Raw genomic sequence first — 23329 nt, forward strand, 5'->3', positions numbered from 1 at the left:
ATGAGTTAAGTAAGATTTCCTCTGGGAATTTTCTCGGATAATAAGGTGGAGAGCGCTTCTTTTGGCTAAAGTGTTTTACTATATGATGTGGATATTTTTTATCCCCTTTATCATGTTGCTTAATGTGATTGAAGGAAAAGGGAAGTATCCCGCAACACAGTCAAATTGCCGTAAGAACCGAGAGCCAGAAAATCTAAAGAAAAAAACCAAAGAAAATTAATAAAGTTTACTGCCCATAAACGAGAGTTGGCGTATAATGCGCAGCTTGGAAATAGATTAAGGGAATTAAGACCATTAGCGAGGGATTTTCAGAAGCGGAACGGATCAGGTTCCACAACCTTCTACAGGTTGCAGCGTTAAGCCCGTACGACGGAGAGCGAGAGAATGCTCTTGCTGCGGCTAAACGTATGGCAGCAAAGCACAATATGTCTCTGGAAGAGGCGGCAGAAGGTGGCCCGAGGGATGAGCCAAAGCAGAAGGCGCGTCCGGCCTCTTATAGTATGTCTGCTACGGAACGTGTTTTTTCTAATTCGCTTCATCTGATGGATTCTCACCTCGAGCAAGAGAAAGCTCGCCATGAAGCCGCGTTAAAAGCTGCTTATGAACGGGGATTGGCGAAAGATGACAAACCCCAGAAATCATTGGCCAGCCCAGTGAAGGTCAGAAATAAAAAACCGCGCGGTATGCCACCAAAAATTCACGCGGCTGTTCTGTTGAGGGAAACAGAACTAACTATTCGTGAGATTTCCAGTATTACGGGGTTGGATGTTTATAAGATTACAGCAATGAAACTTAAGAATAGAAAACCGGCTGCTTAGGGTTTTGAGATCATAAACAGAGCCTGTGTTCAGCAAATTTATTGAAAATTAGAGTCTGTTAAATATTGCCAAAGAGGGCTCCTTGGCGATGATCGTGGAGTGGTGCACTGTGTGGGTGTCTGTCTCTGAACTGTACACCAACACCATCCCAGGCATGTCGAACGACTGTACCAGAATATCTGCCCAAACTGCTTAAGTCGAGCTCAACAACAGTACCAATCGGCGGACGGCAAAAAGTTTCCAGGAAAAGACCATTCCCCGATAAATTTTGGACAGAACAGGGGTGCCAAGAACCATCAATACCCAAAGAGGCATTATCCCCGGCGGCATATCTTTTATATTGGCGATTTTCGATCATCTAATATACGTGCACCCAAACTAATTACGTCTGATGATTCTAGGTACTAATCCTTACCAATTCCTTTCGAATAGGGGCTAATTACTCTGGAACTTGTGTGATTTTTGTGAACTTTGAATCCTATGCGTGTATTTGCGATTATTGATCACGTCGTTGTGTCGGAATATCTGCCTTATCAATGTCATTATATCTTGACCGAAAAGCTGTGATGGATGATGTGTTATATAGCAGTTTTACGTCACTCTTCCTTATCATTGCTCTCTTGTCTGTGTTGATTAATGATCGAGCCGAAATCACGACACTTCTGTCTTTTGGCTTTGAGGAAAAGTTACTTAAAACTGCTACAGGTGATTTGTTTAAGCACAGGAATAGCGTCAAATGTATAAACTGCACTACTATCCCGGCAACGCGAGTATCGCACCACATATGTTGATGGAAGAGCTGGGCGTTGATTATGAACTGGTCTATGTGGACCGCAATAAACAAGCCCATAAAAGCCCGGAGTATCTTGCGTTGAATCCCTCTGGCCGTATTCCAGTGCTTGAGGACGGTGCGATGGTGATTTCAGAGACCGCAGCAATTTGCTTGCATATTGCCGATCGGCATCCGGAAGGTCGTATGATGCCCGATATTGCAACGCCGGAACGTGCCAAGTTTTATCAGTGGCTGATGTTTTTGACCAATACGATTCAAACCGAGTTTCTGGTTTATTATTACTCGGAACGTTATAGCAGTGATGTATCGGATGCGCCGGCTATTAAAGCAGCGGCTGAACAGCGCCTTATAAGTTATTTTGACATTGTTGAGACCCAGCTTGGGAAAAAAGGCCCCTATATGATGGGGAAAGCAGTTTCATTTTTGGATTTCTATCTTTTAATGCTGTGTCGCTGGGGACGCTTCCTATCTACAAAGCCTAGTGAGATGAAACATCTGGGTAAGCACGTCAAATTAATGAGTAAGCATCCGTCTGTTCTAAGAATTTTTGAACAAGAAGGCTTGGAAAAACCATTTGCTTAAGCAAAGGGTTTGAGTTTTTTGACCTTTATGGCGGTTGGTGACCAGTCATCAACCGCTGTTTTTATGTCTAAATTACAAATACTTGATATATAGAGCTTATAGTTATTTCTCTTTTATTCTGCCGGAGTGGTGAATAGAGAAGTGAAAAGTCGCAACTAAGGTAGAATTATCTTAATAAATATTCTCTAGTGGTAAGAATGGAATTTGGTCAGGCATGAGTGCCTTGTGCCTAGGGGAATAATAAATGTTATCAGCAATCACTAATTCTTGGGCGCTTTTAATTGGCATTGCTTTTTTGATGCTGGGCAATGGCCTGCAAAGCACTGTGCTGAGTGTTCGGGGGTCTATGGAAGGCTTCTCGACCGAATCAATCGGTGCTGTGATGACCTGTTATTTTATCGGGTATCTTGCTGGATCATTTGTGACGCCTAAGGTTCTTGCCAATGTCGGCCATGTGCGTGTTTTTGCAGCATTGGCTTCCCTGTCTTCTGCATCCGCTTTGTTACACGCTGTTTTTATCGATCCCTATACTTGGGGGGCGATGCGTCTTATCACCGGATTCTGCTTTGCTGGATTATATATCGTCGCTGAAAGTTGGCTAAACGATAGCTCAACCAATGAAACCCGCGGACAGCTTTTGGCCGTTTATATGGTCGTGGTTTATGGTGCTATGGGATTAGGGCAGCTACTGATTAATATTTCTGATCCCGGTAGTTTCTTGCCGTTCATTTTGATGTCAGTGCTGGTTTCCCTGGCCCTTATTCCCACAACCTTGACGGTTGCACAGGTTCCAACTTTTGAATCTCCGACACCTGTTGGTCTCAAACGACTTTTCAAAATTTCTCCATTAGGTTTTGTTTGTGCATTTGGCGTGGGTGTTGTTCAGGCTCAAATTTTTGGCGCTGGGGCTATCTATGCCAAAGAACTGGAAATGGATACGGTTGATATCTCTGTTTTCATGGCCACGATGTCTATCGGCGGTGTCGCGTTACAATGGCCAATTGGCAAGGTTTCGGATCACTTTGACCGACGTAAAGTTCTAATTACCGTAGCACTGCTTGCGGGGTTGATTGGTATTTCAATGGGCTTTTTCTCTGGTCCTGAAGCGACGGGATGGTTTCTGGGGAGTGCCTTTTTATTCGGTGCGCTGTGCCTGCCTTTGTACTCATTGGCGATTGCGCACACCAATGATTATCTGGATGCATCTGAAATTGTTGGTGCTACCAGTGCGTTGATTGTTATCGGGGGGATCGGCGCAATCGTCGGACCTATCATCAGTACATTTTTGATGGGGCAACTGGGACCAAATGCCTTTGTGTACAGTATGTCGGTAACCTTGTTAATGATTACTGCCTTTGGTGTCTTCCGTATGACGCAACGTAGCTCTGTACCTATTGAAGAACAGGGTGATTACATCGGGATGCCTGCCGAATCATCCACCATGGTTGTTGCCATGACGCCAGAGGGTGAGGAGTGGTATGAGGAAGTGATCGCCGAAGCCGAGGGTGAAAGCACAGGCTCTGCAGTTGGCGAGGAAGAAGCCGAGTCCGACATTCTGGAAGATGGCCCCGGATTTTGGGAGGAAGAAGCTCCGTCTGAAGAGGACGTCTCTGAAACCGATAGTGCGGTTAAAAGTGGTCAAATTTAGCGCTTAACTAAGGGCTACGAGACGAGTAATAAAGCAAAAACCAGACATCAACGAAAACCAGCTAAGCTATTATCGGTTTTCGTTGATGACCTCCAGGAAGATATCCGCATAACGTTCGAGTTTTCGTTTGCCGACGCCCGGTACATTTGCCATATCACCGAGGTCAACCGGACGGGCCATAACCATTTCCAAAAGAGTCTTGTCGTTAAAGATCACATAGGGAGGTACACCCTGATCTTTGGCCAGTTCAAGGCGCTTTGCCCTCAAGGTCTGGAACAGTGCTTCGTCTTTTGGATCATCAATTGTTGCCGCTGGACCAAATGATTTTTTATAGTGGCTGCGGAGAGATGCACGGGTTTTCTTTGTTGGGTCTCGGCGGAAATGGACCGTTTTTTCGCCTCTTAAAACCGGGCGGCAATCTTCGCCTAGTTGGAAAGACCCGTGCCCTTCCATATCCACTTTCAGATACCCCAGAGCAACAAGTTGGCGGAAGATGGACCGCCATTCCTGTTTCATAAACTCTGCGCCAATACCAAAAGTACTTAGTTGGTCGTGACCCAGCTTTTCAATGCGTTCTGTTTTTGCCCCCAAGAGAACATCAATCACATGTGCCGAGCCAAAAATCTGACCAGTACGATAGACGGTAGAGAGTGCTTTTTGTGCGGCTTCTGTGCCGTCGAAGCTCTCAACCGGAGTCAGGCATGTATCGCAGTTACCACAGGGCTCAATGGGATTGTCATCAAAATATTCCAATAGTACTTGTCGGCGACAGCGGGTGGTTTCGCAAAAGCCCAATAAGGCTTCCAGCTTTCTGTTTTCAATCCGTTTTTGTGCTTCTGGTGCATCGGATTGTGACGCCATATGATAGAGTCGGGCGACGTCGTTCATGCTATAGATCATCCAGGCCTCTGCCGGAAGACCATCACGTCCTGCACGGCCAGTTTCCTGATAATAAGCTTCCAGGCTTTTGGGTAGATCGAGGTGGATAACGAAGCGAACATCGGGTTTGTCGATGCCCATGCCAAAGGCAACCGTGGCCACCATGATTACGGCATCTTCTTTGAGGAAACGATCCTGATTACCTGATCTGATGTCTTTGGAAAGGCCGGCGTGGTAGGGCAGGGCATTGAAGCCTCTTTCGCTCAAGGATTGAGCAATTTCTTCTACCTTGTTTCTGGACATGCAATAGATAATGCCGGACTGGCCAGAATGTTCGCGCTCTAACAGATCTGTCAGTTGTTTTTTAGGTGCAGCCTTTAAACCAATCTTGTAACGAATATTCGGTCGATCAAATCCAGCAACAAATGCGCGGGCTTCGCTTAAATGGAGACGCTCTTTGATATCTTGTCTGGTTGGTCCGTCAGCGGTTGCGGTTAGGGCAACTCGGGGAACCCAGGGAAAGCGTTCCTTTAAGAGGCTGAGTTGCAGGTATTCCGGTCTGAAATCATGTCCCCATTGTGAAACACAGTGAGCTTCATCAATGGCAAAGAGTGACAGGTCGCATTGTTCTAACAGATTGAGGAAGCCATCGGTGAGAAGCTTTTCCGGTGCCACATAAACCATATCCAGTTCGCCGGATCGCATACCGCGTTCCGTGGCGAGTATTTCGCTATAGGGAAGTGTGGAGTTCAGGGCAGAAGCTTTGACCCCGAGCTGTTGAAGTGCCGTAACCTGATCCTGCATAAGGGCAATCAGAGGGGAGACAACAACCGCAAGGCCGGGGCGACAGAGTGCGGGAATCTGATAGCACAGCGATTTACCGCCACCCGTTGGCATCAAGACAAGTGCATCGCCACCATCTATGACATGATCAATGACAGCTTCCTGGTCTCCACGAAAGCTATCGTAGCCAAAAATACGGCTAAGAATATCCTGGGCAGAAGGTATTTGAGGGGCGAGCGCATCCATGCTTGGCTTATAGCCAAGTCTTTCGTGGTCGGTCAAAAAGAGTTTGTTAAGAGATTGTCGAGTATTTTAGTGAGGTACTATGTTTTTCACGTGATCGTTGAGCTCTAAGTACAGATTAGTTTGTTGCCAATATACCATATAAATACGTATTTTTGCTTGCCAACGATAACATGTAAAGGATGCCGACGTGTCTGGAACAGGCCAGGAGACTTATGCGGATACCGAGCTTGCCGAGCTCTACCGGGCGGGGATGGAAGAAAATTTCTCTACTTTGGCTGGTATTCTAGAGGAAATTAAAAACAATCCGAAAGATGCATCTAGGGCGATGGATCAGGCCCGAAGTATTGTTCATAATATGAAGGGACAGGGTACCAGCTTTGGATTTCCCCTGATGACACGTGTTAGTGACAGCTTCTATGAGTTGCTAAAGCATCAGGCCCAACAGAACGTGGTTCATCTATCGACCCCGAAACTTTATGAGGCGCATCTCAAGGCTTTACAGTCCATTCTAAGCAATGAAATATCGGGTGAGGGTCCGGAAATATTTCAAGAGGTCGCTGCCTCGCTTAAAGAGAAGGTCGCGCAAATTATTCAGTAAGTTGTTTGTGATTTACGAGTAGATATCAAAAAAGCCCGACGAAGTTATCGTCGGGCTTTTTATTATGACTTATATCAGTATCGCTTATTCGCGGTTACCAAAAAGCTGTAGCAGGAACAGGAACATGTTCAGGAAGTTCAGGTACAGTGAAAGGGCACCCATAATAGATTTTTTCTGGGCAACTTCCGAATGGTCACTTTCCATATACATCAGTTTGATGCGCTGGGTATCGTAAGCAGTAAGGCCTGCAAAAATCAGAACACCAAGAATGGAAATGACAAAACTCAGACCTGAGGAAGCCAGGAAGATGTTAACGATACTGGCAATGACAATACCAATCAGACCGATAGTCAGGAAAGAGCCAAAAGCTGAAAGGTTTTTCTTGGTGGTATAACCAACAAGGCTCAGCCCAGCAAAAGATGCTGCCGTGATAAAGAACACACGGACGATGGACTCACCTGTGTAAGCAATAAAGATGTAGGAGATCGAGACCCCCATCAACACCGAAAAGACCCAGAAAAGAAGCTGGGCTGTAGAAGCGGCCAGAGCGTGGATACGGGCGCTTAGGAAGAATACCATTCCCAATGGGGCCAACATTACAACCCATTTAAGCGGGGTGCCATAAACGAGTTGTAAGAGTTCTGGGCTCTGGGATACGCCGAAAGCAGCAAGTCCGGTAATGAGCAGGGCAATTGACATATAGTTGTATACGCCAAGCATGTATTTGCGCAGACCAGCATCAATGTCGGCCGCTGTTGCTTGGCCATATCCAACACTGCGTTGTGTGGAACGGTCGATCATAAGAAACCTCGTTTCGTATTTACGTAAAAGCTGACCCTAATATTGGGTCTTGTTGTTTAAAAATCAACAATAATCGGGTTTTTTAGTCGGATATTATTCCTTCTACCGAAAATTTATTCATTTCGTAACAATGCAGCGGGGCGTTGTCGCAGTGCACTCCACGTTCCGGCATAGCCACAAATCAGTGTTGCTAGCAGAGCCAGCAAGGGAGTGAAGAGAACAACTTCGGTAAGTAAGGTGAACTCAAGGCGAAGGATATAGACCGTAATTGCCCAGGAAGCCGCAGCACCAATGACAACAGCAACCATGGCTGAAATCAGACCTAACATACCAAACTCCAAAAAGAAGGTTGCTGCAAGGGATCGTCTGCTGGCACCCAGTACCTTCAAGACAATCGAATCGTATACCCGGCGGCGATGTCCCGCGGCAACGGCACCCCCAAGCACAAGGGTTCCTGCGAGCAGTGCCACAACAGCAATAACAGAAAGCGCAAGTGCTACGTGACTGAGTAGTTCGGTCGCGGCCTCGAGTGCTTCTTTTACACGGATGGATGAGACGTTTGAAAATTGATCTGTGACTTTGATTTCCAGTGCGTCTTCTATTTCAGGCAGAGCCTTAACTGTGGCGATGTGTGTTTGTGGTGCTTTGGACATCAGACCGGGAGAGAAAACCATTACAAAGTTGATTTCCAACCCGCCCCAGTCGATTTTCCTCAAATTTGCGATCTCGACATCAATAGGACGCCCCAGCAAGTTGATTGTCAAACTGTCGCCAATGGTAAGCCCCAGTCCTTTCGCAACAGCCTGATCAAGAGATACCAACGGTTTGCCGTTATAATCTTCGGGCCACCAGTCTCCATGAACGAGTTTGGTATTCTGAGGCATTTCGGCGGACCATGTCAGACCGCGATCACTGCGAAAGACCCATTTGATTTCACTTGGAATCTCTAGTTCTGAAGGCGGAGTGCCATTTACGGCTGTAATCCTGCCCCGCATCATGGGCACGCGTCGTAGCTCGTTAACACCAGCTGTGTTTTGAACGAGCTTATCAAAATCTTCGACCTGCTGAGGCTGAATATCAATGAAGTAAAAACCCGGTGCTTCTTCGGGCAGGCTTTGTGTTACGGCCTGCCGGACATTCCCCTCTAATAGCGCGACGATGACAAGAACGGTAAGTCCCAGTCCCATGGACAGGATAACGCTTGTTGTTGGTGCACCTGGTCGATGAAGGTTCGCAATCGCTGTACGGAGGGCTGGGTGGGTTGCCCGGGGTAGAAATTTAGTCAGCTTGGTTATGAGCCATCCAACGCAGTTATAAATAGCGAAGGTACTGATTGCACCAACAATAAAGAAACCGGCAATTTTAGGATTACTGGCAAAGGTAATCGCCGTCAGTGCCAGAAGGATGGCGCTAAAAGTTAAGGCGACCATTGCCTTAGGCGTCGGACGCCCGGTAATAGGAGATGTTAAATCTCTGAAAAGCCGCGCAGGAGAAGTTTTTCCCGCTTTTGACAGCGACCAGATTGAGAAGGTGAATGCGGTGAGGAAGCCGAAAGCCGCTGCCAGTAAAAGAGGTTCGGCATAAAATTGTGCAGCAATTTCCCAGCCAAGAATGTCTTTGGCAAAGGCGCTGGCAATAAATGGAGCCGATGCGCCAGCTATCAAGCCTGTAATGGTACCAATCAGCGTGAGGAAAAGTATTTGAATCAGATAGATTTGGAAAATTAATCTGGAGGGTGCTCCAAGACATTTTAATGTAGCGACTACACCGACTTTGCTGTCCATAAAGCTTTTCACCGCATTTGCGATGCCAACACCGCCAACAAGTAGCGTTGCCAAGCCTATAAGTGTCAGATACATGCCCAGCACATCAATGAATTGACTGATACGCGGTGCGGCCTTTTCCGAGCTTCTAATCCGCCAACCTGCTTCTGGGAAGGTTGTGGTAATGGTTTCCTGAAAAGCTTTGAGATCTGTTTCGATGGGCAAAGCCAAACGATAATCGTACCGAACCATACTGCCGGGTTGAATAAGACCTGTACCTTCAAGACTATCCCCGGACACCATGACCGTTGGCCCGTAGGTAAAGGCGCGCGTTGAAAGGTCTGGCTCTTTTATAAGTGAAGCGCGTATTTCATAGTGCCCATTGCCGACAACGATCTGATCGCCTACTTCAAGGTTGAGCTTTCGCAAAAGGTTTGGGGCGAGAACAGTGCCCCAGCCTTTATCGGTTTTTGTCAGAGCGTCCGAGAGCGGTATATTGGGTTCAAGGATGACATCGCCATAAAGAGGATACACGTCATCAACTGCACGTAGCTCGATCAGAGTTCGTTTGCCGCCTTCAACCGCCTGTTTTCCCATGGTGCGCATTTCACGGACAAGAGAAATTTCCCCTTTGTCCTGAAGCCAGTTTAGTTGTGCGTCCGAGGCTGTCCTATGAACCAGGTTAAGCGCGATGTCACCCCCCAAGAGGTTACGCCCATCATTGCGCAGCCCCTGTTCAATGGATGCGGATATTGAACCAACGGCGGCAATGGCAGCTACGCCTAAAAACAAACAGGCCAGAAAGATACGAAAGCCTTTTATGCCACCGCGGAGTTCGCGAAAGGCATAACTGGCAGCAAGAGAGAAAGGTAAGCGTTTTGACATAACAATCAGCCCTGTGACGCCATAGTTGGTGTGGCATCCTTGGCCGTTGATCGGGTGGTTTCTTCTTCTAGCTGTCCATCCTGAAGCGTGATTGTTCGGTTGCACATTGCCGCTAGTCGCGGATCATGGGTGATGAGAATCAGGGTCGTGTCATGATCTTTTTGTAGCTTGAAGAGAAGTTCAATAACCATTTCCCCAGTTGTGCTATCAAGGTTGCCTGTGGGTTCATCGGCCAGCAGAATTTTGGGCTCAGCAGCAAAGGCCCGGGCAAGAGCCACTCTTTGTTGTTCGCCGCCGGAAAGTTGCCCGGGGAAATGATCCAGTCTGTGACCCAATCCCACAGCTTCGAGCCTTTCCTTTGCACGTTTTAGCGCATCAGGCTTGCGCGCGAATTCCAGAGGAACAGCAACGTTTTCCAGAGCCGTCATTGTTGGAATGAGATGAAAATCCTGAAAAACAATGCCGACGGCGTCTCTGCGAAAACGTGCGAGGGCGTCTTCGTCCATCTTTCCCAGATCATGCCCGTCAATTTCAACACTACCGGATGTTGCCGCTTCAAGGCCCGCCATCAACATCATCATTGAGGATTTTCCAGCACCAGATGGCCCGACCACAGAGACGGTTTCTCCTTTGTCTATATGCAGGTTGATATCTTTGAGAATATCAACTTTTCCGGCCAATGAGCTCAAGGTCAGATTGACATTGGAAAGACATACAAGATTTTTTGAGCCCGAGGTCATGATAAGAAAGACTTTCTCTGCATTGTCATAAAGCTTTGATCAGAAACCTATATGGTAGTGGATATCAGGATTTCAATCATTGAGATAATTTGTACTCGATTTCCATAGGTTAAAGAACTGTTATAAAATGATAATGTTGAAAATGACCTGCAAAAGCTTAAAAAGCAAAATTACAGGAAAATAGTCAGGATATCGTGAACAAGGCTTGTTCCTTTAAGATATCGAACATATTTCAGAGTATAGTATGTAATGGTAGTTGCTTTTATTGGAAATGATTGATCCTATAGATGATGATTAAATTTCTTTGCAGACGTTTATTCCGTCTCGTTCCCTATTTCTTTATTACTCTTTTACCCGCCAATTTATCCTATGCAGAAACGCCTGTTAAACTTCTGGCTTTTGGGGATAGTCTGACCCATGGTTATGGGTTGGAGGCGGGGGATACTTTTCCTGAACGCTTACAGGTTGCTTTGAGCGAGGCCGGATATAATGTCACAGTTATCAATGGGGGGAACTCTGGCGATACTTCAGCATCAGGTCGATCACGTCTGGATTGGGCCCTGTTGGATGAAGCACAGGTCGTTATTGTTGAACTTGGCGCAAACGATGGACTGAGAGGGTTGGAGCCGTCGCAAACCCGAGAAAATCTTAGTCAAATTATTGCCGGGTTCAAAAGTTCAGGGGCCAGAGTGCTTTTGACCGGAATGCAGGCCCCGAGGAACCTGGGCACTGAATACGTAGCTGATTTTGACAATATTTATCCGGAGTTGGCAGAAGAATATAACGTTGCCTTTTACCCTTTCTTTCTGGAAGGGGTGGCGCTTGACCCCACATTGAATCAGGCTGATGGTATCCATCCAAATCGGCAGGGTGTGGATTTAATTGTTCAGAATATCTTACCTTATCTTGAGCCTTTGCTTGAGGAAGGGAAAGAATGAATATGATGCAGGAAGCTCCGAGATTTAAGGCAGCTTTTTCTTCTTCGCCGGATTGGTCGAAAGCCTGTGCAGAGATTCTGAATGGCTTGGGTGATCTGCCACCAGAAGCGAATTTGGGTTGCATCTATGTCACGGATGTCTTCGCGGATGACTTGTCGAGTATTTTGACTTTTTTAAAGACAAAAACAGGCCTTGATAACTGGACAGGAACAGTTGGGATCGGGATTGGAGCAAATGCGGCAAATCAACTCGGTCGTTTTTCTGCCGTAGAACTATATGACGAACCGGGCGTAAGCGTTATGGTCAGTTCGTTTCCATCCGGTTCGTTCCAGGTGTTTGAATCAGGGCAAATGGAAACGGACGAAGGTATCAAGCTTGCCGTAACTGGTGAAGGTGTTGAAAAGTGGCTTGAGACAAACACACCTTATCTCGGGTTGATTCATGGTGATCCACGCCACTATGATCTTCCTTTGCAGATTTCTTCTCTTTCAGCAGGACTAGAGACCTATCTTGTCGGGGGCTTAACTTCTTCACGTGGCGAGTTGCCACAAATAGCCAATCACATAACGGATTGTCCTTTATCTGGCGTTTTCTTCAATGATTCCATTCCTGCGGTCACGGGACTAACCCAAGGCTGTACCCCGATAGGCCCAAAGAGGACTATTACATCAGCGGACGAACAGCAGATCTATACAATTGATGGACGCCCTGCGCTGGATGTCCTCAAAGAAGATATCGGAGAACTTTTGTCACGGGATCTGAGTAAGATTGGTGGCTACATTTTTGTCGGATTTCCGGTTGAAGGCAGCGATAGTGATGACTATCTGGTACGGAACCTGATGAGTATTGATACCAGCGATGGTTCCCTAAACATTACGGAAGAAGTGATGGCAGGACAGCCGGTCTTTTTTTGTCGACGGGATAATGAGGCGGCCCGAAAAGATCTCAATCGTTTGCTGGATGATATGCGCGCACGTTTACCGCGCTCTCCCAAAGCAGGGCTGTATTATTCATGCTTGGGGAGAGGGCAGGCACTATTTGGACCCAATTCAGAAGAGCTCAATATCCTGCGCCAGGAATTCGGGGATATGCCGTTGGTGGGATTTTATGCCAACGGTGAAATATCCCACGATCGATTGTATGGCTATACCGGGGTTTTGACGCTTTTTTATTAAAGCTATTGAGGACGTGATGAAATATACAAAGCTTGGCCGCACAGATATTAAGGTCAGTGAAATTTGCCTGGGGACGATGACCTGGGGAGAGCAGAATACACAGGCTGAAGCCTTTGAGCAGATGAACTATGCGCTGGAGAAGGGGGTTAATTTTTTTGATACCGCTGAGATCTATGCAGTGCCACCAAAGGCAGAGACCTATGGCCGTACAGAAGAAATAATCGGGAATTGGTTTCGGGAGAGCGGCAATCGAGAGAAAGTCGTCCTTGCATCAAAAGTGGCAGGTCCAAGTGCCGCGCAAACCTATATTCGGGGAGAAGTCTCGCGATTTAATCGAAAACACATTGTTGAAGCGCTTGATAACTCGCTCCGCCGGCTCCAGACAGATTATATTGATCTTTATCAGCTTCATTGGCCGGATCGAAATACCAATATTTTTGGCCAGCTTGGTTTTGAATACCGGGATCAGGAGCAAATTACTCAACCGGAAGAAACTCTGAGTGTACTCGATGAGTTGGTTAAGGCTGGTAAGATTCGACACGTAGGGCTTTCCAATGAAACGCCATGGGGAACGATGCAGTTCTTGAAACTTGCCGAAGAAGGGCGAGGGCCGCGTATGGCCTCTATTCAAAATCCCTATAGCCTTTTGAATAGAAGCTTTGAAGTTGGTCTTGCCGAAATTTCCATGCGAGAAGATATTGGTTTGCTTCCTTACGCGCCGTTGGGTGCAGGTAGTTTGACGGGTAAATATCTTGGCGGGGCACGGCCAGAAGGTGCCCGGATGACACTTTTCCCGGATAATACGCGGTACATGGGCGAAAGAGGGCAAGCGGCTATTGCTGATTATATAGATCTGGCTGAAAGGTACCGTCTTGACCCTGCACAGATGGCTTTGGCTTTTGTACGCTCACGCCCCTTTGTGACTGCGCCGATTATCGGAGCCACAAAGATGGCACAATTGAAGGTAAATATTGAATCAGCTGAACTTGATCTTTCAGAAGAGGTTTTAACGGAAATTGAAGAGCTGGGGCGTAAACACACAATACCCTGTCCATAAATGATGAGGTTCATTAATGGCGGTTATTTTGTTAAGCCTGTAATTTTGAAGTAAGAATTTAATATAGAGCCAACATCGTTGTTGAAACTCTTTTAAGAGTAGACCTTTAAAATCAGGGTGTTACAGCAACGGTTTTGCTATTTGTTTACAGGAGGTACCCATGCGGCTGTTCAGTGCCATTGCTCTTCCAGAAGAAGCAAGATTACGGCTTATGGGGCTTTGCCATGGACTACCCGGACAGCGGTGGGTTGCCCCTGAAAATTTTCATATCACGTTGCGATTCTTTGGTGATTTAGACGGTGCGCAGGCCAGGGATCTGGATGATGCTTTTAGCAGGTTGTATTTTAATCCCTTTCCAGTTCGATTAAGCGGGATTGGTTTTTTTGGCAAGGAACATGGCCCGAGAATGTTATGGGCTGGGGTAGAGAAAACACCTGAAATCTCTGATCTCCGCCGCAAAGTGGAATATGCAGCACAGTCCATCGGGATAAAACTTGAGCGAGAAAAATTCACGCCTCATGTGACGCTTTGTCGTTTTAAAAGTAATCCCGGTCCGGCGTTTGGTGCGTATTTGCGGGATAATAATCTCTTTTCGCACCCTGAATTTACCGTCGAAAGTTTTGGTCTCTATTCCAGCAAGCTTACACCGTCGGGGGCGTGCTATTTTCTGGAGGCTGACTATCCAGAACCGTTTTATTCCTGGACCGAGACTCTCGATATATAATATAGAGACCGCTGGCGATTATAATGCTTGCGCCCAGCATAACGTGGGCCTCGGGTATTTCATCCCAAAATATCCAGCCGAAAATTAACCCCCATATCAACATGGTGTAATCAAAAGGCGCGATAACAGCAGCGGGAGCATAGCGATAGGCTTGTCCGGTCAAAAAGTGTGCGGTTGTGGCAACAGCTGCCATACCCATTAGCATAAGCAGATCTGTATTACTGGGGAGTGTCCAGGAAAAAGCTTCCCAAGGTAAAACAAGCGATGTTGAAGCCAGACAAACAGTTGTAACCGTTCCCCAGAAAGTCATGCCCGATGAACTGCAATGATGGCGGAGTTTTCGGGTCATGATCATGAGCAATGCATAAACAAATGCAGCGATAACCGGTAGAATTGCTGCGGGCTGAAAGGTATCTGTTCCGGGTTGCAAGATCACGAGGACACCACCAAATCCGATGAAGACAACGGCCCAGCGGTGAAAACCGACTTTTTCTTTCAGAAAAATTACGGAAAGTACTGTTGTGAACAGGGGCGCAACAAAGGCGATGGCAAATACTTCTGCCAAAGGCATAAAGGGAAGCGCTGCATAAAATGACCCGGCAGCAAAAATAATCAGGGATGATCGTGCCAGTAAAAGGAGCGGTCTGTCAGATTTAAGAGTGGCAAGCCCACCTGTTTTGGCAACGAGGGTGATGGCAAGCGGCAAGCTGAACAGGTTTCGAATCAATATGACACTGATGATGCTGTAGGATGCAGTTAGCCATTTGGCGATGCCATCCATAACAGATGTACAGAAGACCATCAAAATTGCCAGTATGATCCCAAGCATAATTCGGTCTTCGTGTGTTTGTTGTGACGTCCCTGTTGATGTACTCATTCTGAAGATGTGCCCGTTTTAATGTCGTTGATTTGTGTTTCCAGGTGCTTCACAAGGTGGGAGACACCGGTTTCAATGACATCGAGCATGTCTTCGTAATCTTGTGGTCCGCCATAATAGGGATCTTGAACTTCTTTGGTGTCGAGCTGACTGTAATCCAGAAACATCTTTATTTTGCTCTGGTATTCAGGGGGACATTTTTCATGAATGATTTCACGATGGGCAAAATCCATGGCAAGAATCATGTCAAAAGTTTCAAAGTCTCTTGCTGAAAGCTGTCGCGCCCTCAGATCAGAATAATCATACCCTCTTTTCGCTGCGAGCTTCAGGCCCGTCGGGGTTGGTGGTTCTCCTATGTGGTAGCGATGTGTACCAACAGAATCTGTTTCTACAAAAGCATCCAGCCCTTTTTCCCTAAGCTTATGTCGTAAGATGCCATCTGCGGCTGGGGAGCGACAGATGTTACCTGTGCAGACAAAGAGAACTTTATGCTTTTTCATCTCTGAAATGTTCCTGTTAGGGCTTTTCTACCCTCATAGTTTATGTCTTTGGACTTATAGGGCCTGTTCGAGGTCTTTATTAAGAGAGTATCGTTTTTGCAATGAACTAATTGATTGGTCCTGGATCAAGTTACGCTTACTAGATCGCAAGTTTGATTAACTGTCTAGGTGTGATTGTATAGGCTTTTGGGTTCAAGAAAAAAATAATGAAAATTATTTGGTTCAACCAATTTTTTAGATATGTAAATCAATATTCTATTACAAAGAATTTTTTACAAAACACTTCATGCGCGTAATTTTAAAAAAAATCTAAACCTTCCGATTCTCCTGAATATTTGGCGCAACGTTGGTGGTGTATATTGGATAATATTAGTCGTATTTAAAAGGATTACTGATTTTGTTTCTCAATTTTTAGTTGAAGGTTGAGCGTTGATTTTTAGCGATTTTCTATAGTTTTCATCCTGTTAATTTATTTTCGTGGCGTTGACAAAAGTCTCGATTACGGCAACGCTATTAATGGCGACGCATAAAAATGAACTGAGAATCAAGAATCAGGTTTTCCAAAAAGCGGCGCATCTAATACAGGGAGTCCAAAGTGAAGATAAAGAATTTACTGAAAGGTCTGGCTTTTGCCACGGCTGTTTCTGTTTCTGCATTATCGGCGACTGCTACTTATGCTGGAACACCTAATAATGTCCTTGTCGTTGCAGATAGAATTGACGATATGACATCTCTTGATCCACACGATCTGTTCGAGTTTTCGGGCACGGATTATGTGAATAACGTTTACGATAAACTTGTAAGTTTTGACCCTAAAAACTTGTCTAAAGGCTATCAACCGGGGCTGGCTGATAGTTGGACTGTTAGCGAAGATGGCAAAACCTTTACATTTAAAATTGCCAAGGGACGCAAGTTCCATTCGGGTAATGATATTACAGCTCACGACGCGGAATACTCCTTACGCCGTGTTGTTATGTTGAAAAAGACACCGTCTTTTATTCTGACTCAGTTTGGGTTTAATGAAGAGAATGTCGAAGCTGCAATCAAAGCGACGGATGATTACACTCTGGTTGTGACAACGGATGAAAAGTATGCGCCGTCTTTCGTGTTGAACTGTTTTGCAGCGGCTGTTGCCTCAATTGTGGATTCAAAATTGGTCCAATCCAATGAGGTCGAGGGTGACTGGGGTAATAAATGGTTACAGACAAATTCTGCGGGTTCGGGTGCCTATTCACTGGTTAAATGGAAACCAAGCGAGTCCTATCGTCTAAAAGAGAATGCGGACTATTGGGCTGCAAAGCCAGCAATGAAGAGTATTATCGTGCGTCATATACCTGAATCAGCGACTCAACGCCTCCTTCTGGAAAAGGGTGACGTTGATGTTGCCCGAAACCTCAACCCCACTGATGTTGAGGGTATTTCCGGTAATTCAGACTTAGCTGTAGATAATGATCTGCGCGGTCGTATCATGTATATTTCCATGAACCAGAAAGATCCTATTCTTTCTAAACCAAAAGTACGCGAAGCTCTGCGTTATCTGATCGACTATGATGGAATGGTTAATTCCTTCCTGAAAGGTCAATATGTTGTTCATCAGGCATTCCTGCCTTTGACCTATATGGGCGAACTGAAAGACAAGCCATTTAAACTGGATATTGAAAAGGGCAAAAAGCTTCTTGCTGAAGCTGGGCATGCTGATGGTTTTGAAGCTGAAATAATCGTGCGTAATGCGCAAGAGCGTATTCAGATTGCACAATCTATCCAAAATACTTTCAAGCAAGCTGGTATTAATATTAGCCTGACTCAAGGAACTGGTAAGCAGATTTTGGGTAAATATCGTGCGCGTGATTTCCAGATTTATGTCGGTGCCTGGGGTCCGGATTATCCTGATCCGCATACAAATGCTGACACATTTGCATCTAACCCAGATAACCGTGACGAAGCTAAGTTAACTGGTAAACTGGCTTGGCGGAATTCATGGGATATTCCAGAAATGACGGCTTTGACCAAAGCTGCGGCCCAGGAAACAGATGGTGCGAAACGTGCTCAGATGTATGTTGATATGCAAAAAGAGCATCAAATGACGTCACCGTTCGTGGAGATGTTCCAGAAAAATGAACAGACTGGTCGTAGCGCCAATGTTCAAGGCTTCTACACAGGATCAGCTGTGACAGGAGTTTATTACTGGACCGTTACAAAGTAGTATCTGATGAGTGATGCTGTTGATACAGCGACGCCGAAGCGGCGCGGGTCTTCCGTGCCGCTTCTAAAGCGTCTCAAGAGTTTGATTACAGTGCTTCTAACTGTGCTGCTCACTTTAGTTGGCCTTTTGTTTGTTACTTTTATTATTGGCCGTGTCATGCCTGTCGATCCCGTTTTGGCGATTGTTGGCGAGCGCGCATCGCAAGATATTTATGATGCGGCATACAAATCTTTGGGATTGGATAAACCTCTCCTAGTTCAGTTTGGCATTTTCCTAAAACAGATTGCTCAAGGTGATTTTGGTATTTCCAATCTCACAGCAAGGCCTGTGTCCGAAGATATTGTGCGTGTTTTTCCTGCAACTCTGGAGTTGGCGACAGTTGGAACTATCTTTGGGGTGCTGTTTGGCGTTCCTATGGGCGTTATGGCGGCTGTAAACGAAGGAAAATGGCAGGATCAGGTCGTACGATTTGTCGGCCTTTTTGGCTATTCCATGCCTATCTTCTGGATTGGGCTTGTGGGCTTGATTATTTTCTATGGATTGCTTGACTGGGTCGGTGGACCGGGACGTCTTGATGTCTATTACGAAGATGTAATTCCCGTTGTGACTGGATTGATTCTGGTCGATAGCCTCATAGAGGGTGACCTCGATATTTTTTGGAATGCCTTCTCACATATTATTCTTCCGGCTTCTATTCTTGGATACTACTCACTGGCTTATATCAGTCGGATGACACGATCCTTTATGCTTGAACAGCTGTCCCAAGAATACATTACCACCGCCCGGGTCAAGGGACTTTCCGAGCGAACCGTTATCTGGCGACATGCGTTGGGGAATGTGATGATTCCATTGATAACCGTGATCGCGCTTTCCTATGCAAACCTTCTTGAAGGGTCTGTTCTGACAGAGATTATTTTTGCCTGGCCGGGACTTGGTTCTTATCTGACGACCGCTTTGCTGTCGGCTGATATGAATGCAGTGATCGGGGGAACCGTTGTTGTCGGTTTGATTTTCGTGGGGCTCAATCTTCTGTCTGATTTCTTGTACAAAGTTGTTGATCCGAGGGCGCGTTAAGTATGAGCATAGATACAACACCCCATGATCAGGGAATGAAAGGCTGGTTAACCAGTGAATCACCTGAATCACGCTTCCATGCCCAGATGGTACAGCTTTATGCCGGATGGCAATCCCTTGTTGCAAACCGTCTGGCTTTCCTTGGTTTTATGATCATTGTTCTGTTGGTTTTGGTGGCTATTTTTGCGCCCCTATTAGCAACACATGATCCATCTATTCAAAACCTGAAGGCAACATTGCTTCCACCGTTCACAGATGGACATATTCTGGGAACGGATGATTCTGGACGAGATATCTGGAGCCGAATTATATACGGATCACGGATCACGCTATTTATCGTAGCGTTGGTTGCGTTTACCGCCCCGGTTTTTGGACTTTTGGTTGGAACTGTTTCCGGTTATCTCGGTGGTTGGGTCGATACTGTCCTGATGCGTATTACAGATATTTTTCTGGCATTTCCAAGACTTGTTCTGGCCCTTGCTTTTGTTTCTGCGTTGGGGGCCGGGATCGAGAATGCAATCCTGGCCATATCCTTAACGGCTTGGCCACCCTATGCTCGTATCGCACGGGCAGAAACACTGACAATTCGTAACAGTGATTATATCGCCGCCATTCAGCTTCAGGGCGCGGGGCGATTACGTATCATCCTAGGGCATATCTGGCCCATGTGCATGTCTTCGCTCATTGTTCGGGTGACACTGGATATGGCGGGAATTATCCTGACGGCTGCAGGGCTTGGTTTCCTTGGTCTCGGAGCACAACCGCCGAGTCCTGAATGGGGGGCTATGATTTCATCCGGGCGTCAGTTTATTCATGATCATTGGTGGATCGCAACCATGCCAGGTCTAGCTATCTTTATTGTTTCTCTTGGCTTTAATCTGCTTGGTGATGGTCTGCGCGATATTCTCGATCCAAAGAAGGCACAGTCATGAGTAAACCACTTTTGGAAGTTGAAGATCTCTGGGTTCGCTTTGCATCCAAAAAGCGTGTTGTCGAGGCCGTGCGAGGAATTTCGTTTTCTGTTGGTCGCGAGCGTGTGGGTATCGTTGGTGAGTCCGGGTCAGGTAAATCCATGACAGGGCGATCAATCCTGCGTTTGATTCGTCATCCCGGCGAGGTTGAGGCTAAGAAAATTCATTTTGACGGTCAGGATTTACAGGCTCTTAGCGAAAAGGAAATGCGGGATGTCAGGGGGCATAAAATCTCTCTGGTTATGCAGGATCCGAAATTTTCACTTAATCCTGTGATGAAAGTCGGTGATCAGATCTCTGAAGCTTACCGGGTTCACACGAATGCATCGAAGGCAGAGGCCAGAAGCAGATCTATCGACATGTTGAACGCGGTGCAGATTCGAAACCCCGAGCGGGTTTATGATAGCTACCCGCACGAGGTTTCCGGCGGTATGGGACAACGCATTATGATTGCCATGATGTTGATCCCGGAACCGGACTTGCTGATTGCGGATGAACCAACATCAGCTTTGGATGTAACGGTTCAACGCCGTGTTTTACAGATCATGGATAAATTGGTCAAAGAGCGCGGCATGGGCCTGATTTTTATTAGTCATGATTTAAATCTCGTCGCGTCCTTTTGTGATCGCGTTATCATTATGTATGGCGGCCGGATTGTTGAAACCTGTCGGGCGGATGAGCTTCAGAACGCAAAGCACCCCTATACACGTGGTCTGTTAAACGCATTGCCAGATATCCACCGACCTAAAGATCAACTGTCGGTTCTTGAACGTGACCCGAAATGGATAGAGGATCCCAGTGTCGATGCCTTCCTCTGAAAATATGATGTCAAAACAAACACCTATTGCCCTGGATATTCAGAGCCTGAATGTCTATTTTGGTGAGGGTCATGAAAGGTTTCGTGCTGTAAAAGATGTTTCCATTTCGGTTGCCGCAGGGGGATCGTATGGCCTTGTTGGTGAATCCGGATCTGGAAAATCTACCGTACTTCGTGCTGTAAGCGGCCTGGTAACCAACTGGGACGGAACAGTTGCTGTGAATGGTGAACCGATCAGTAAAAAGCGGGAAATGGCTTATTGCCGGACGATTCAGATGGTCTTTCAGGACCCCTACGCATCTTTGCACCCCCGGCATAGTATTGATCGGACACTGTCCGAACCTTTAAGGCTTCATAAATTTGATAATATTGATGACCGTGTGAATCAGGCGTTGGTCGATGTTGGTCTGGGAGCATCTTTTCGGTTTCGCTTTCCCCATCAGCTATCTGGTGGACAGCGCCAACGTGTCGCGATTGCCCGTGCCCTGATGCTTGAGCCAGATATTTTATTGTTGGATGAGCCGACATCTGCACTGGATGTGTCAGTTCAGGCAGAAATTCTCAACCTGCTTTCAGACATTCGAAAAAAACGACAACTAACTTATATTCTCGTGACACATGATCTCGCAGTTGTTGCACATATGTGTGATGAAATTGCCGTTATGAGCCACGGCGAAATCGTTGAAGTCATGGGTGTCGAGACAATGCGAGATTCGAAACCTCAGCATGAATATACCCGTGAACTTCTCGAAGCCAGCGAAGGCTATCAACCCGAAGCATAAATCTGCTGAAAGTGGGTTTGTCGGGGGCCGTCTGCGAAGATAAGTTTATTATGATGTGTCAGATTTTATGCCAAAGCTTTAATGGCAGCTGTTTTATATGTAGCAGGATAATTTAATGCCAGATTCAGTCATTCCCGTATTTGATGGACATAATGATACACTGCTTCGGCATGTTATGAACGCAGGGACGGCAAAGGAAGTGTCTTTTTTTACGGATAATAAAAAAGGACATATAGATCTGCCAAAAGCACGGAAGGGTGGTTTGCGTGGCGGACTTTTTGCCATGTTTGTGCCTTCAAAATACGATGATGAATCAGGTGTTCCTTTTGATCCTGAAGATCCTGCCAACTTTGCTCCTATAGATCAGCCGGGGGCTCTTAATTTTACCAATCGCATGTTCGCAATGGCTCGTCGTTGGGAGAGAAAAAGCGATGGCCAGGTTGTCATTGTAAGAACCATAGCCGAAGCGCGATCAGCGATGTCCGAAGGAAAGTTGGCGATGGTTATGCATATCGAAGGGGCAGAAGCTATCGATAAGGATTTCTGTGCTTTGGAAGTGCTTTACGCAGCGGGATTAAGATCTATCGGCCCTGTCTGGAGCCGAAAAAACATCTTTGCGGATGGGGTTCCGATGGCCTTCCCAAGCTCTCCGGATACGGGATCTGGTTTGACGGACACGGGGCGCGAGTTGATTGTGAACTGTAACGACATGGGGGTCATGATTGATTTGTCACACATCACGGAAAAAGGGTTTTGGGATGTTGCTAAGCTATCGACCAAGCCTTTGGTTGCTTCACATTCCAACGCACATGCTTTGAGCCCATCGGCACGTAATCTGACAGACAAGCAGTTGGCTGCAATTAGAGAGAGTCGGGGGATGGTCGGTATTAATTATCATGTTGCCTTTCTGCGCGGGGATGGGGCTCATGATGTGAATACCCCAATGGATGTGCTGGTCCGGCATGCTGCTTACCTTGTCGAGAAATTAGGTGAAGATGGCGTGGCGCTGGGGTCTGATTTTGACGGTTGTTTGGTCCCTGATGCTATAAAGGATGCGACTGGATTACCCAAGTTGCTTGAAGCGCTTCGTCAATCAGGGTTTGGTGAAAAGTTGATCAACAAGATTGCCCATGAAAACTGGTTGTCTGTACTTGAACGAACAGGGATCTGATAGTTCTGTTTGACCGGATTTCATAACTTGAGGGGACGTACTTTGAATTGGTTAAGTCTGGATCATGTGCAGTTAGCTATTCCTGCCGGGAGTGAGGATGTGTGCCGATCTTTTTATGGCACGATCCTTGGGTGGCAAGAGGAGCCAAAACCTGAAAGTTTGGCCGGACGGGGTGGAGTATGGTTTCGCACAGATGCTTTTCGTATCCATTTGGGAGTTGATAAGGATTTTCATCCAGCAAAAAAAGCGCATCCTGCTTTTCTTTTGGAAGATCTGGATGCCTTGGCGGAAAAAATGACCGCTCATGATGTGGTTGTCGAGTGGGACAATAATCTGGAAGGTTACAAAAGGTTTTATGCAGATGATGCCGTAGGCAATCGTTTAGAATTCATGCAGAAGAAAGATGGATAAATTAATTTTCGTTTCGAAGGTGTAACGAAAATTAATTTCGCTTATATTTCATATAATTGACCTTGAATTTTGTTGTCAATTTGATCATGATTT

22 protein-coding genes are annotated in these 23329 nt (G+C 46.3%); 15 read left to right on the plus strand and 7 right to left on the minus strand.

Annotation, left to right across the window (positions count from 1 at the left end):
- The first annotated feature begins 407 nt into the window (after window positions 1-407).
- Window positions 408-818, plus strand: coding sequence for a hypothetical protein (locus BKB51_RS13850; protein WP_085901686.1), 411 nt, complete (start codon window positions 408-410; stop codon window positions 816-818).
- Between the two features lie 58 nt (window positions 819-876).
- Here BKB51_RS13850 and BKB51_RS13855 read toward each other — a convergent pair whose 3' ends face one another.
- Window positions 877-1176: a PilZ domain-containing protein gene (locus BKB51_RS13855; protein WP_085901687.1), complete on the minus strand. Its 300-nt coding sequence runs from the start codon at window positions 1174-1176 to the stop codon at window positions 877-879.
- Between the two features lie 378 nt (window positions 1177-1554).
- Here BKB51_RS13855 and BKB51_RS13860 point away from each other — a divergent pair, with 378 nt between their 5' ends.
- Both BKB51_RS13860 and BKB51_RS13865 read left to right on the plus strand, forming a co-directional pair.
- Window positions 1555-2193: a glutathione S-transferase family protein gene (locus BKB51_RS13860; RefSeq protein ID WP_085901688.1), complete on the plus strand. Its 639-nt coding sequence runs from the start codon at window positions 1555-1557 to the stop codon at window positions 2191-2193.
- Between the two features lie 244 nt (window positions 2194-2437).
- A complete protein-coding gene (locus BKB51_RS13865; RefSeq protein ID WP_085901689.1) occupies window positions 2438-3841 on the plus strand; it encodes an MFS transporter in 1404 nt (467 codons plus the stop codon).
- A gap of 69 nt (window positions 3842-3910) precedes the next feature.
- Here the strand turns inward: BKB51_RS13865 and recQ are convergent, their stop codons facing one another.
- Window positions 3911-5749, minus strand: a complete 1839-nt coding sequence (gene recQ / locus BKB51_RS13870) for a DNA helicase RecQ (protein ID WP_085901690.1) — start codon at window positions 5747-5749, stop codon at window positions 3911-3913.
- 187 nt (window positions 5750-5936) lie between these two features.
- Here recQ and BKB51_RS13875 point away from each other — a divergent pair, with 187 nt between their 5' ends.
- Entirely contained in the window at window positions 5937-6347 is a 411-nt protein-coding gene (locus BKB51_RS13875) for an Hpt domain-containing protein (protein WP_085901691.1), read from the plus strand.
- An 84-nt stretch (window positions 6348-6431) separates the two neighbouring features.
- Here the strand turns inward: BKB51_RS13875 and BKB51_RS13880 are convergent, their stop codons facing one another.
- From BKB51_RS13880 to BKB51_RS13890, 3 genes are all read right to left on the minus strand, one after another.
- On the minus strand, window positions 6432-7148 hold the full coding sequence (locus BKB51_RS13880) for a Bax inhibitor-1/YccA family protein (protein WP_047763945.1): 717 nt from the start codon (window positions 7146-7148) through the stop codon (window positions 6432-6434).
- A 113-nt stretch (window positions 7149-7261) separates the two neighbouring features.
- Complete coding sequence (locus BKB51_RS13885; protein ID WP_085901692.1) at window positions 7262-9796, minus strand: ABC transporter permease; 2535 nt, start codon at window positions 9794-9796, stop codon at window positions 7262-7264.
- A gap of 5 nt (window positions 9797-9801) precedes the next feature.
- Window positions 9802-10536: an ABC transporter ATP-binding protein gene (locus BKB51_RS13890; RefSeq protein ID WP_085901693.1), complete on the minus strand. Its 735-nt coding sequence runs from the start codon at window positions 10534-10536 to the stop codon at window positions 9802-9804.
- Between the two features lie 287 nt (window positions 10537-10823).
- On the opposite strand from BKB51_RS13890, the gene BKB51_RS13895 reads away from it, so the two are divergent.
- The 4 genes from BKB51_RS13895 (at window position 10824) to thpR (ending at window position 14430) form a co-directional block, all read left to right on the plus strand.
- Window positions 10824-11474 (plus strand): arylesterase, encoded by a 651-nt coding sequence (locus BKB51_RS13895; RefSeq protein WP_245813281.1) that lies wholly within the window; start codon window positions 10824-10826, stop codon window positions 11472-11474.
- A 2-nt stretch (window positions 11475-11476) separates the two neighbouring features.
- Window positions 11477-12649: an FIST signal transduction protein gene (locus BKB51_RS13900; protein ID WP_218044039.1), complete on the plus strand. Its 1173-nt coding sequence runs from the start codon at window positions 11477-11479 to the stop codon at window positions 12647-12649.
- A gap of 16 nt (window positions 12650-12665) precedes the next feature.
- Window positions 12666-13706, plus strand: a complete 1041-nt coding sequence (locus tag BKB51_RS13905) for an NADP(H)-dependent aldo-keto reductase (protein WP_085901694.1) — start codon at window positions 12666-12668, stop codon at window positions 13704-13706.
- 160 nt (window positions 13707-13866) lie between these two features.
- The gene (thpR, locus tag BKB51_RS13910) at window positions 13867-14430 is read left to right on the plus strand and encodes an RNA 2',3'-cyclic phosphodiesterase (protein WP_085901695.1); all 564 of its coding nucleotides are present in this window, start codon (window positions 13867-13869) and stop codon (window positions 14428-14430) included.
- Here the strand turns inward: thpR and BKB51_RS13915 are convergent.
- Window positions 14348-15307 carry a DMT family transporter gene (locus tag BKB51_RS13915; RefSeq protein ID WP_085901696.1) on the minus strand — a complete coding sequence of 320 codons (960 nt, stop codon included), beginning with the start codon at window positions 15305-15307 and terminating at the stop codon, window positions 14348-14350. The two genes, thpR and BKB51_RS13915, sit on opposite strands and share 83 nt — an antisense overlap.
- A complete protein-coding gene (locus tag BKB51_RS13920) occupies window positions 15304-15807 on the minus strand; it encodes a low molecular weight protein-tyrosine-phosphatase (RefSeq protein WP_085901697.1) in 504 nt (167 codons plus the stop codon). The genes BKB51_RS13915 and BKB51_RS13920 overlap by 4 nt, the downstream gene beginning before the upstream one ends.
- A gap of 595 nt (window positions 15808-16402) precedes the next feature.
- Here BKB51_RS13920 and BKB51_RS13925 point away from each other — a divergent pair.
- The 7 genes from BKB51_RS13925 to BKB51_RS13955 all read left to right on the plus strand — a co-directional run bounded on the left by BKB51_RS13925 (window position 16403) and on the right by BKB51_RS13955 (window position 23236).
- Complete coding sequence (locus BKB51_RS13925) at window positions 16403-18010, plus strand: ABC transporter substrate-binding protein (RefSeq protein WP_085901698.1); 1608 nt, start codon at window positions 16403-16405, stop codon at window positions 18008-18010.
- Between the two features lie 6 nt (window positions 18011-18016).
- Window positions 18017-19084 carry an ABC transporter permease gene (locus BKB51_RS13930; RefSeq protein WP_085901699.1) on the plus strand — a complete coding sequence of 356 codons (1068 nt, stop codon included), beginning with the start codon at window positions 18017-18019 and terminating at the stop codon, window positions 19082-19084.
- A 2-nt stretch (window positions 19085-19086) separates the two neighbouring features.
- A complete protein-coding gene (locus BKB51_RS13935) occupies window positions 19087-20016 on the plus strand; it encodes an ABC transporter permease (RefSeq protein ID WP_085901700.1) in 930 nt (309 codons plus the stop codon).
- On the plus strand, window positions 20013-20873 hold the full coding sequence (locus tag BKB51_RS13940) for an ABC transporter ATP-binding protein (RefSeq protein ID WP_085901701.1): 861 nt from the start codon (window positions 20013-20015) through the stop codon (window positions 20871-20873). Before BKB51_RS13935 ends, BKB51_RS13940 begins: the two co-directional genes overlap by 4 nt.
- A complete protein-coding gene (locus tag BKB51_RS13945; RefSeq protein ID WP_085901702.1) occupies window positions 20860-21654 on the plus strand; it encodes an ABC transporter ATP-binding protein in 795 nt (264 codons plus the stop codon). The genes BKB51_RS13940 and BKB51_RS13945 overlap by 14 nt, the downstream gene beginning before the upstream one ends.
- Before the next feature lie 115 nt (window positions 21655-21769).
- Window positions 21770-22825 (plus strand): dipeptidase, encoded by a 1056-nt coding sequence (locus BKB51_RS13950; RefSeq protein ID WP_085901703.1) that lies wholly within the window; start codon window positions 21770-21772, stop codon window positions 22823-22825.
- Window positions 22826-22867: 42 nt separating this feature from the next.
- Window positions 22868-23236, plus strand: a complete 369-nt coding sequence (locus BKB51_RS13955) for a VOC family protein (RefSeq protein WP_085901704.1) — start codon at window positions 22868-22870, stop codon at window positions 23234-23236.
- The last annotated feature ends 93 nt before the right edge of the window (window positions 23237-23329 follow it).

The organism is Kiloniella majae (assembly GCF_002118315.1).
Lineage (GTDB): Bacteria > Pseudomonadota > Alphaproteobacteria > Kiloniellales > Kiloniellaceae > Kiloniella > Kiloniella majae.

Bases quoted from the DNA above. Each gene is read 5' to 3' on its own strand.
- BKB51_RS13850 (WP_085901686.1), top strand. From the start codon at position 408: ATGGCAGCAAAGCACAATATGTCTCTGGAAGAGGCGGCAGAAGGTGGC.
- BKB51_RS13855 (WP_085901687.1), bottom strand. From the start codon at position 1,176: ATGATCGAAAATCGCCAATATAAAAGATATGCCGCCGGGGATAATGCC.
- BKB51_RS13860 (WP_085901688.1), top strand. From the start codon at position 1,555: ATGTATAAACTGCACTACTATCCCGGCAACGCGAGTATCGCACCACAT.
- BKB51_RS13865 (WP_085901689.1), top strand. From the start codon at position 2,438: ATGTTATCAGCAATCACTAATTCTTGGGCGCTTTTAATTGGCATTGCT.
- recQ (WP_085901690.1), bottom strand. From the start codon at position 5,749: ATGGATGCGCTCGCCCCTCAAATACCTTCTGCCCAGGATATTCTTAGC.
- BKB51_RS13880 (WP_047763945.1), bottom strand. From the start codon at position 7,148: ATGATCGACCGTTCCACACAACGCAGTGTTGGATATGGCCAAGCAACA.
- BKB51_RS13885 (WP_085901692.1), bottom strand. From the start codon at position 9,796: ATGTCAAAACGCTTACCTTTCTCTCTTGCTGCCAGTTATGCCTTTCGC.
- BKB51_RS13890 (WP_085901693.1), bottom strand. From the start codon at position 10,536: ATGACCTCGGGCTCAAAAAATCTTGTATGTCTTTCCAATGTCAATCTG.
- BKB51_RS13895 (WP_245813281.1), top strand. From the start codon at position 10,824: ATGATGATTAAATTTCTTTGCAGACGTTTATTCCGTCTCGTTCCCTAT.
- BKB51_RS13900 (WP_218044039.1), top strand. From the start codon at position 11,477: ATGATGCAGGAAGCTCCGAGATTTAAGGCAGCTTTTTCTTCTTCGCCG.
- BKB51_RS13905 (WP_085901694.1), top strand. From the start codon at position 12,666: ATGAAATATACAAAGCTTGGCCGCACAGATATTAAGGTCAGTGAAATT.
- thpR (WP_085901695.1), top strand. From the start codon at position 13,867: ATGCGGCTGTTCAGTGCCATTGCTCTTCCAGAAGAAGCAAGATTACGG.
- BKB51_RS13915 (WP_085901696.1), bottom strand. From the start codon at position 15,307: ATGAGTACATCAACAGGGACGTCACAACAAACACACGAAGACCGAATT.
- BKB51_RS13920 (WP_085901697.1), bottom strand. From the start codon at position 15,807: ATGAAAAAGCATAAAGTTCTCTTTGTCTGCACAGGTAACATCTGTCGC.
- BKB51_RS13930 (WP_085901699.1), top strand. From the start codon at position 18,017: ATGAGTGATGCTGTTGATACAGCGACGCCGAAGCGGCGCGGGTCTTCC.
- BKB51_RS13935 (WP_085901700.1), top strand. From the start codon at position 19,087: ATGAGCATAGATACAACACCCCATGATCAGGGAATGAAAGGCTGGTTA.
- BKB51_RS13940 (WP_085901701.1), top strand. From the start codon at position 20,013: ATGAGTAAACCACTTTTGGAAGTTGAAGATCTCTGGGTTCGCTTTGCA.
- BKB51_RS13945 (WP_085901702.1), top strand. From the start codon at position 20,860: ATGCCTTCCTCTGAAAATATGATGTCAAAACAAACACCTATTGCCCTG.
- BKB51_RS13950 (WP_085901703.1), top strand. From the start codon at position 21,770: ATGCCAGATTCAGTCATTCCCGTATTTGATGGACATAATGATACACTG.